Raw genomic sequence first — 7,593 nt, forward strand, 5'->3', positions numbered from 1 at the left:
CTGTCGTCTGTGTTAAAACGTATTGTCTTCCCAGTCTTCTCTGCTATTGAAGCCTTCCGCTGACCATGCAGACTCTTCCCACCCGATATAAACCTCACCATCCCCCTCACACTCAGGGCAGTCAAACAGGTCGTTGTCATCAGGATCGAAAGTCTCTCCCTCTTCAGTCGCATAGTCTGCGATTTCATTTTGTTCTTCTCCAGTGAGGGCGCCCCATTCCACTACACCTTCACCCTCACATAGATAACATGACTCGTAAACGTCTGCCATTCTCTTGTCAGTATCTCTTTTAAGTTAGTTTGACCTTAGGTGTATCTCCCATCGATGTAAAACGCTCATGCCGCGACCTCCGCCCGCTCGGGCAGTTCGTCACGAACGTCAATCTTGCCGGTCACGATCTCGGAGATGAGTGAAGTGCGGAGTTCTTGGAGCTTCTGGATCAATTCTCTTTCTCGCTCGACTACCATGTCAATCTTTGATAGGTCACCAGCCAGGTGCTCGATAATCTGTCGCTGCTCGTCGACCGGAGGTCGGACAACGATAAAGTCGTTCAGGGCATCCCGATTAACTTTCGGCATCGCAACTCTTTCGGAAGCGAGTACAGCGAACTGCGAGAAGCTTTCGCTCAATAAGACGTGCATTAAGAACTCTGGGAGCATCCCGTCACGGGGCGTGATTGGATACATGTCAGCACTGCACAGCCCGTCGCAGGGTGCCATGCATACCTTCCTGAGCTCGGGTCGAATTTTACTGTAAAGAACGTCTGCTCTATCGAAGAGATACTTGCCGCTAGTTGCTCCCTGCTCCTCTACGGTTTCGAGACTTCGTAATTTACCAGTGCCTGACTCGATATGGTTTGGCGCAATTAGTGTCATTTCTTCGTATTTCTGAGGGTCCACTTGGCCAGTGGCAATATCAGCACAGTACTTAAAAGCTAAGATCTCCCAATGCGCGGGCACCTTGCCCAGCCACTCGATGCCGGAATCCTGCATCGGCACATTGGGGTCAAGGCCCTGCGTCACAGCGCGGTTGATGATGGCCGTGCGCTGTTCCTGGAGCAGATCGATGAGGCGCTGCTTCTTCGCGATGAGCGTGTCAATCTGCTCAGTCTTGCGGTCGAGGTAGGCCGCGATGGTGCGTTGTTCGGGAAGGGGTGGAATTGGTATTGAGAGATCACCGATAAAGTCCCAACTGGCACGCGGCATCTTCGCACCATATGTGGATCCGTCTACCACATCGATAAATTCAGCGGATAGAAGTCTGTAAAACAGAAACCGACTAAGCACGTCGGTCTCGGGACGGAGCACTAACAGTTCACCAACGGGCGTGCCTGCTCGCTTAGCATGGTATACCTTCGCAAGATAAGGACGCAATTTATTGAAGAGAATATCTCCCTTCTCGAAAGCATCCCCGCTCCCCCTGTAATCACTATCGGTTTCGATGAATTGGCCTGTCCAGCTCTCAATGTTTTCGAGGGCGATCTGGAAGTCCTCATGCCTCTCTTCAGCGTCTTCTTTCGTAAGGGTAACGGCGTACTTCAGCTTTCTGAGGCTCCAGTGCTCAGGCACCTCCCCCAACCACTCGATGTCGCTCTCCTTGTACGCGGGGTATTGATTCATGCGTTGGATGGGTCATTTTGAGACGTATCGTCAGCGGCTCGGTACTCCTGGAGCGGGTCGTTGGCATGCCTGCGCGCACGTACCAGCACGCCGTCTTCTACCATGGGCGTAAGGTGCCTGCGGACAAGATTCTTCTGGCTGCGATCCAAGAGGCGCGCCAGTTCCTCGGCGCTCCAGGCCTGCACCCGGCATAGCCGAAGAAGCAGCGCCCGAAGATCTTCTCGACTGAGCCACCCCGGCAGCGAATCCAATTCGCCTTTCAACTCAGCTGGCAGCTCCTGCGTTTTTTCTTCGAACTCCTGTGATTGCTCGTCATTTGGTGGTGTCATTTCCCCGGAAGGTCGCGTCATTTCTCCGGGAACTGGTGTCATTTCTCCGGAAGGTGGTGTCATTTCTCCGGAAGGTGGTGTCATTGAGGAGGCTTCGTTCGGCGTCACCGTTGGATTGAGGAGCTGCTCCGTGGGCGTGTAGTACGTGGCGGATCCCTTATCGTGCTGTTCCAAAAGCCCCGCTTTTCGAAGTCGCCGGAGGGCGGCGCTGGCTGTGAGCGTATCACTCACGTCGTTCAGGTTGCGGTAATCCGCGTTTGTCACGCGCCCCGTCTCGCGTGCAAAGACGAGCGCCTGCTTATCCTCTCGGTTCAGGTCCAGATGCTCAAAGTTGGAGAGCCACTCCAGATTCTCCGCGCTCAGGAAATGATGCAAGAGCAGCGTAGCCGTGAACGTGTTGTTGGCCCGGTCAGAGACAAAAGTTGGTGGCGTAAGATCAGCCTCGTGCATGAGCCGCCGCATGGTGGCAATGCCACTCCCCTTCGTTTCGGCCAGCTTGGTTTGATGCAGTACACCGGCCAGCTTCGGATTCCGGAGCGCAGATCCCGGCGTGCCGAGCTCCTCTTCAGGTTTGAGCGAGAAGCCTGCGTTCCGAAACTCAATCCGGTTGCTGTAGCGAATGATCTGCATCGGGCTATTGGCCTGATAGTCCTGATGCATCAGAGCATTCACCAACGCCTCGCGAATCACATCACGGGGAATAACCGGCTTATCCACGCGATGCATGCTTCCTTCCGGCAGTGAGAACGCAACCGGCAGATCGTCCATGATCGCGGCTTCCGCTTTGTAAATCGTCTCGAAAATCGGCCCATGCATGTCAAGACTCGTGAACCGGTCACGGGCATCGGGCACCCACGTTCGTCCCTGCACGCGTATGTAATCTACACGCGCTACCGGGAAGAAGTCGCGCACGGCCGCCCGAGAGCCAAAGAGAAGCATCCCAGCCACTGTAAACCGAAGCGCTCCGTTCGTGTCTTCTCGCACGAGCCGGAGCGAACGAAGTAGCTCCTCATCATTCCACTCCAACTCCGGCGCATCGGGGTCGCGCTTCCGTCTCTCCTTTCTATACGCTGTTATGGCTTCCCCGGAAAGATCACGCAGGCTCGTGTCAGGGAGCACTGTACCATCGTATTTTCGCGTTGAACGTCCCTGAAAAAGCGTAGTCAAGTCATCATCTGTGCAGCGATGATCGGCTGAGCCAACGCGTCGATATGCGCCCTTCGGCAAGCCCTTGCTTTTAATGTAAACCGGTTTCTGATCAGGCTGTGCCTCATCGACGAAAACGCTCATCACAATCTTGCCGTTGATCTCTTCTCGCTCGATGACTGGGCGGATGGGTACATTGAGCATCGAACGACACTTTGAAGCGAGATCAGCGGATACCTTGTCTGGGTCTGCGATGCCCGTAACAGCATACTCGTCTTGGAATAGCGTACCTTCTTCTTTAGCCACCCCCAACAATAGATATCCGCCTCCCATACCGGGCTCATTAGCAAATGCAGTGACGGTTTCCATCAGTGCCTTCCCAATTTCGGAGGCCGTCTTTGCTTCAATGTGACGGCTCTCATCCAATTCGTTCAGCTCTTTGATCAACTCCTTAATGTTCATGCATTCAGTACTTCGTGAAGGAGTCCTTCGGTTTCTGCATCGAGATCAAGAATGTCTTGTTTGATCTCCTCAACGGAGCGCAGTTCTTCGTACTCGTAGAAGTGGCGCGTAAAGTTGATCTCGTACCCTATTCGGTGATACGAATCGTCGATCCACGCATCTGGCACATGCGGTTTTACTTCGCGCTCGAAGTAGTCTTGCACATCGTCCGTGAGCGGAATGCGCTCATAGTCGCGCAGACTTGTATCCGATCTCGGATCGCCATTGCGCTTGCGTTCGATCTCGCCCTCCTCATTGCGCTCCGGGCGCTCCACACGCACCTTGTGGAAGCCAAGCTCTTCGTTGTCGAAGATCTTGACGTGCTCCCCCGACTCAAAAGCGGTGTAGAGATTCGTGATTTGCTCGATCTGCGCATCCGAAATGTAATTGCGCTTATTTCCAAGTGACTTCTGCATCTTCGTGTAGAAGTCTGCTCCATTAACGAGCTGGATCTTGCCTTTCCGGTCGTCGGGCTTCCGGTTGGTTACGATCCAAATGTATGTAGCAATGCCCGTGTTGTAGAACAGCTCCTCAGGCAGTGCCACAATGGCTTCGAGCCAATCATTCTCAATGATCCACTTTCGGATGTCGCTTTCTCCAGACCCGGCATCGCCTGTAAAGAGCGGCGAACCGTTGAAGATAACCGCAATGCGACTGCCGCGGCTTTCCATCTTCGAGATCATGTGCTGCAGGAACAGGAGCGCCCCATCACTCAGCCGTGGCGTGCCGGCTTGAAAGCGTCCGTTCGGATCGCCCTCCTCATTCCGGATGAACTCCTTCTCTTTCTTCCAGGACACGCCAAACGGCGGATTGGAGAGCATGTAATCGAACCGCTCCCCCTTGAATTGGTCGTTCGAGAAGCTCGTGCCCAGCTTGATGTTGTTCGGATCCTCACCCGTAATCAGAAAGTCCGACTTCGCAATGGCATACGACTGGTCGTTAAGCTCCTGGCCAAACATCAGCACATCCGCTTCTGGATTAACCTCCTGGATGTGCTCCTTCGCAATAGTCAGCATGCCGCCCGTGCCACAGGCCGGGTCGTAGATGCTCCGGACGATACCTTTTCCTTCCAGGTCGTCTTCGTGCTCCGCCAGCAGCAAGTTTACCATCAGGCGGATGATTTCACGGGGCGTGTAGTGCTCCCCCGCCGTCTCATTCGCCATCTCCGAGAACCGGCGCAGTAGCTCCTCAAAGATGTAGCCCATCTCATGGTTACTCACCATATCTGGATGTAAGTCCACCTCAGTGAACTTGTCGCACATCAGAAACAGCAGGTCATTGGCATCCAGCTTTTCAACGATGGGCCCGAGCCGGTAATGCTTCAGAATGTCCCGGACGTTCTTCGAGAAGCCGTTCAGGTACGCATTGAAATTGAGCTTGATGTTGTTCGCGTCTTCCGTCAGCCGCTCCAGGTCGTAGTCAGACACGTTGTAGAAGTTAAGCCCGTCGGTCGAATTGAGGACGACCTCCTCCAGCTGGTCGGGCTCAAGAGCGTCCTTGAACGAGTTGTACGTGCTGATGAGCTCATCCTTCTGCCCGTTCAGCACGCAATCGAGACGACGCAGCACCACAAAAGGCAACGTCACATCCCCATACTCATGCGACTTGAACGTACCACGCAGGATGTCGTCAGCCACTTGCCAGATGAAGTTGGCCTTGTCTTGGAAGTGTGTCATGTTGAAGGGATGAGTGGAGGGGACAGCACACTCACAGTGTACGGCCTGGAGAAGCTGAAAGTCAAAGAGGTGGGAGGAAAAGATATACCGTGTTCAGTTACATCGAGCTGTTTTGCCGGAGCCTTCGGAAAGCACCCTTAGCTTATGTGCTTAACATCCAGTCCTATCTTTTTGAGAGTAGCCTCCAAATCCTCTGAAAGCCTCTCTACACCGATGAAAAGGCGCTTTTCTGCTCTACTGAGTCCAACGTACGTAACACGACGCTCTTCGCCTTCTGTACTATCTGGATTCAGGACATGACGAATTAACTGTGGTTCATCTTCTTTCCCATCATTGCTCTCACGTAGGATGAGAACTGTCGGGTATTCTTCCCCTTTGGCTTTGTGTATAGTTTTCACTTTCCCGTCACCACTGTGCAAGCGGGCGGTAGCGTACAATGTGTTGTAGTGAGTTTCTTTAAGCAGGTTGTGGTACTCACCTCGTGAGGGCTTCTTGAGGGGCGTGTTCGGAAGGATCTTGTTCATCTGCTCTCTGACGTTCAAGTAAAAGTCCAGTCCGGTCATCTTTTTGTGAGATGACTGCCTGGACAATAGAAATGGCAGCAGAGATGCGGCAGCCCGTCGTCTTTCAACACGTGATAACTTGCGATCTCCCCTTTTAGTAAAGACTGACTTCAGGAGCCGTCCATTTCTCGTTTTGAGGCCACGATAAATGATTTTAACAGCCTGCCCATAGCGTGGGTTGTCACCACTTGCCTCTCTTGTGGCTTCAATTACGGCTTGTAACCATTCAGTCCGATCCGGGTCACTGCTGGAGAGCTTCTCCCAAGCCTCATCATATTGCTTTTCGGGCAACGTGGACCCCGCGAGGCGACGAACGAGAGTGTTTTTACGGGCCAACGTCCTAACCTCCTGGTCCACCTCATTTCGAACGTACTCTTGAAGTGCATCTGACCTGCCTACAAGCACCATGGGAGACTCTTCTTCGAGGCCCTTCTCTGAATGAACCTTCTGAGCATTACTTTTTCGGATCCGGTTCAGAAGATCGAGTATCGGTTTAGTGCTGCGACGATTCGTTGTGATACGATAGGTTTTCTGACCGCACGGACTAAAACTCAATAGGTCCTGCGGTTTCGCACCTGCAAACTTAAAAATAGCCTGCTCCTCATCTCCTATCACGCCCGTTATAGACCCCGATCCTGCAAGCTTTCTGAGCACCTCTGTTTGGGCTGGATTGGTATCTTGGAACTCGTCAACGAATATGTATGGGTACCGAGATGCCAAAAATCTTTCGATTTCAGGATTCTCATTGAGGATGCGGAGCGCGAAGTATAAGACGTCTTCGTGGTCGATAATCCCAGCATCCCAGTATCGCTTTTTGTAGATACGCAGATTGGACTCACTGCACGGGAAATAATCTTCAGGTGAATAACCTGGACGTACAAGCTCCCAACTCTGGTCTTCTGGATTCCAGCCCCACCTTAACTTCTTTAGGTACTTTGATATTGCTTCTCTGTCGTCAAATTGCCATAGACTCATGTTCGAAACCTCCTCCACCCAATCTTTCAGAATAGGAGTGATGGGACTATGAGGAGTGTGTCCGTCAACGTTGTTGTAGTCAACCTCTGGCTGTTCTGAATCATCAGTGACCCACGGAAGGTAGGGACCGACAAGATTGCGATAGAGAAAACTGTGGATCGTCGATACGTCAACATGTGCTGCCGCTGGACCGAGCCGAGACTCAATTTCATCTGCGGCTACCGTAGTGTAGGAAATGCAGGCAATGCGCTGATTAGGCCCGAGTCTTTTGGAATGCCTGATTACCTTTTTAATGTGATTGACGAGCCAGTATGTCTTTCCGGCTCCAGGTCCCGCTAAAATGCGAAAGTGCGTTTCAATATCGTCGAGAGTTGAACCCGATGTGATCTCTTGAGCCTCTTCCAAGACACCTTGAGTCATTTTACTGCTCATTGGCATACCCATTCAATTGCATTGCTAATGTACTCAGGAACCTCGTAGGCCGCCTTGCCTGCCTCAAGCAGCTGCAAGTTTAGTGCTTGTGCATGCTCCCCCTTACCTTTCACGCACTCCAAATAGCAGGTTGCAAAGAGAGCAGATCGTTGCCTGTCATCATCTTCAATCTGCATCAGGATCTCCAGTCGGTCTTCCTCACGGATTTTATTTTCGAGCAGCTTATGGAGTGTATCGCCCTCTACAAATGCACGAAGATGTTTTTCGTGAGTGCAATGTGACGTTATGAGAGCGTCACAGGTAGAATTTGCTTTTGCCCCTTCGAGTGGCGCGCGGCGACCGATCTCGACCC

Annotated in this window: 5 protein-coding genes and 1 pseudogene; all 6 read right to left on the minus strand. The window is 52.5% G+C overall.

The window, feature by feature from the left end:
- Window positions 1-12: 12 nt before the first annotated feature.
- Complete coding sequence (locus PPP56_RS09000) at window positions 13-270, minus strand: hypothetical protein (RefSeq protein ID WP_353563710.1); 258 nt, start codon at window positions 268-270, stop codon at window positions 13-15.
- 65 nt (window positions 271-335) lie between these two features.
- Complete coding sequence (locus tag PPP56_RS09005; RefSeq protein ID WP_353563711.1) at window positions 336-1,619, minus strand: restriction endonuclease subunit S; 1,284 nt, start codon at window positions 1,617-1,619, stop codon at window positions 336-338.
- On the minus strand, window positions 1,616-3,556 hold the full coding sequence (locus tag PPP56_RS09010) for a DUF8451 domain-containing protein (RefSeq protein WP_353563712.1): 1,941 nt from the start codon (window positions 3,554-3,556) through the stop codon (window positions 1,616-1,618). The genes PPP56_RS09005 and PPP56_RS09010 overlap by 4 nt, the downstream gene beginning before the upstream one ends.
- Entirely contained in the window at window positions 3,553-5,271 is a 1,719-nt protein-coding gene (locus tag PPP56_RS09015; protein ID WP_353563713.1) for a type I restriction-modification system subunit M, read from the minus strand. Before PPP56_RS09015 ends, PPP56_RS09010 begins: the two co-directional genes overlap by 4 nt.
- Window positions 5,272-5,408: 137 nt before the next feature.
- A complete protein-coding gene (locus tag PPP56_RS09020) occupies window positions 5,409-7,214 on the minus strand; it encodes a UvrD-helicase domain-containing protein (RefSeq protein WP_353563714.1) in 1,806 nt (601 codons plus the stop codon).
- Between the two features lie 23 nt (window positions 7,215-7,237).
- Window positions 7,238-7,593 (minus strand): annotated as a pseudogene (locus PPP56_RS09025) (hypothetical protein); the annotation flags it as partial.

This window comes from Longimonas sp., from assembly GCF_040409695.1.
In the GTDB taxonomy this organism is placed as follows: domain Bacteria; phylum Bacteroidota; class Rhodothermia; order Rhodothermales; family Salinibacteraceae; genus Longimonas.

What these genes read in the sequence shown, in the direction of transcription:
- PPP56_RS09015 (WP_353563713.1), bottom strand. Translation starts at nt 5,271, where the DNA reads ATGACACACTTCCAAGACAAGGCCAACTTCATCTGGCAAGTGGCTGAC.
- PPP56_RS09000 (WP_353563710.1), bottom strand. Translation starts at nt 270, where the DNA reads ATGGCAGACGTTTACGAGTCATGTTATCTATGTGAGGGTGAAGGTGTA.
- PPP56_RS09005 (WP_353563711.1), bottom strand. Translation starts at nt 1,619, where the DNA reads ATGAATCAATACCCCGCGTACAAGGAGAGCGACATCGAGTGGTTGGGG.
- PPP56_RS09010 (WP_353563712.1), bottom strand. Translation starts at nt 3,556, where the DNA reads ATGAACATTAAGGAGTTGATCAAAGAGCTGAACGAATTGGATGAGAGC.